The sequence below is a fragment of the Acetobacterium sp. genome (genome assembly GCF_030652775.1).
Taxonomy (GTDB): Bacteria; Bacillota; Clostridia; order Eubacteriales; family Eubacteriaceae; genus Acetobacterium.
The window spans coordinates 1-1,504 of sequence record NZ_JAUSPS010000007.1 but is presented as its reverse complement, the minus strand read 5'-3'; the positions used below and the strand labels follow the sequence as shown (position 1 = coordinate 1,504).

1 protein-coding gene is annotated in these 1,504 nt (G+C 33.3%); it reads right to left on the bottom strand.

The genetic code is table 11. The features are described from left to right. Window positions 1-178 precede the first annotated feature (178 nt). The coding region (locus Q7J41_RS00840; RefSeq protein WP_304884325.1) for a hypothetical protein at window positions 179-1,504 on the bottom strand (1,326 nt) is incomplete at its 5' end.

Here is a 1,504-nt window from a genome sequence, read left to right as displayed (position 1 = left end):
GGGAAAGTTTCTCAACCGGTCCTACTACCCCTGCCAACGTGCATAAAGTCCACTAACCAGTGGACTTTTATTTTGCGTGACCACATCGTGACCACATTTTCTGGTGATTGTTTAATAAGATCTAGTTTACTTTAGTAAAATTTGATGGACTTTTCATTTAATTGTTCTTCATGGAGAGTCAGTCCAGGTCGTGCTTCACTAGAAACACAAAAATACTAATAAAGATAACAACGAAAATCATCAGACTTCCAAGATTGTTACTACCAAACAGATAGGTATTTCCCATCAATAACCGTTCGGGGGATACAAAATTGAGTGCTGATGGATTTAAGTATCTAATAAATATCGGAGCAAACAACACACTAACTGAAATTAAATAAGATACTACTATTGACTTTGAGATTGTAGAACATAGGATAATAAACAACGCAATGAGGATAATCGCAAATATCCTAACCAATATGAGTAAAGCAAAGTATTGCCAAAGTGTAAGATTTAGAACATATTGAGAAACCAACGAGAAATTCTGAGGTACTACATCTACTATGAGAGCATCCCATGACTCCATAGAGTATAGGTATGAAAATGATAAATAGTCAATCAGGGTAAAAAGAAACACGCTGACAATCGAAATCATTGCGCCTATTTTGATTCTTACAACTCTTAGTGACAAATTACCATTCTTGGTAATTTTAAACAGGCTGTTTAGATTTTCTTCTTTATCCTGTGCTACGATTGGGGACAACATAAATACTAATCCAATCATCATTATGTACGTGATACGTAAGTCCCTGCTGTCTGTATTCATTGAAAACAGTGCTTGATAACCCTTTGGATAAACTAAGTTCTTTGATCTGGTTTGTTGATAATGATCATAGAATTGCAAAAATATATTTCTTTCACTTGATTGTTCAATATACAAATCCACGATTCCATAATATTGTTCTTGGCTTATCTTACTCATTTGGTAGTCTTTTGAGGCTAATAACAATCCATTTTGTAACAGTTGATATTTAAGATTTTCAGCCTCAATCCAATCAATTTTTTCTTCATTGAGCTCTCCACCATTTTTTGAGTAATATTCTGATAGTAGTTGTTGGTTGTCTAGTAGACTCTTGTTATTAACCGTTTGATACGTGAAATATCCTTGGAGAACTATGATTAGTACGATGATAAGCCAGCCTTTATGCACTACGAATAGTTTATGTAACTCAAATCCGAAAATATTTAATCTGTCATAATATCTGAATCTGATCTTTAAGGCATGTAAACTTGGTGCCCAATTTAGTCGGGAAATTGTTAGCCTCTTTCTTAATATAGTAATAATTGAAAGTACAGTCAAAACAATAAGCAATATGAAAGATAGATTGGCTGTGGATATTGAATACTCAAATAGTTCTAAATTTCGATACTCTTTCAATAAGTATGTCAGTTGAGTTAAAGTAAAAGGATTCACATACTTCATCCAATTTACTGCCATATTGTCACTAATGGTAATGTATGT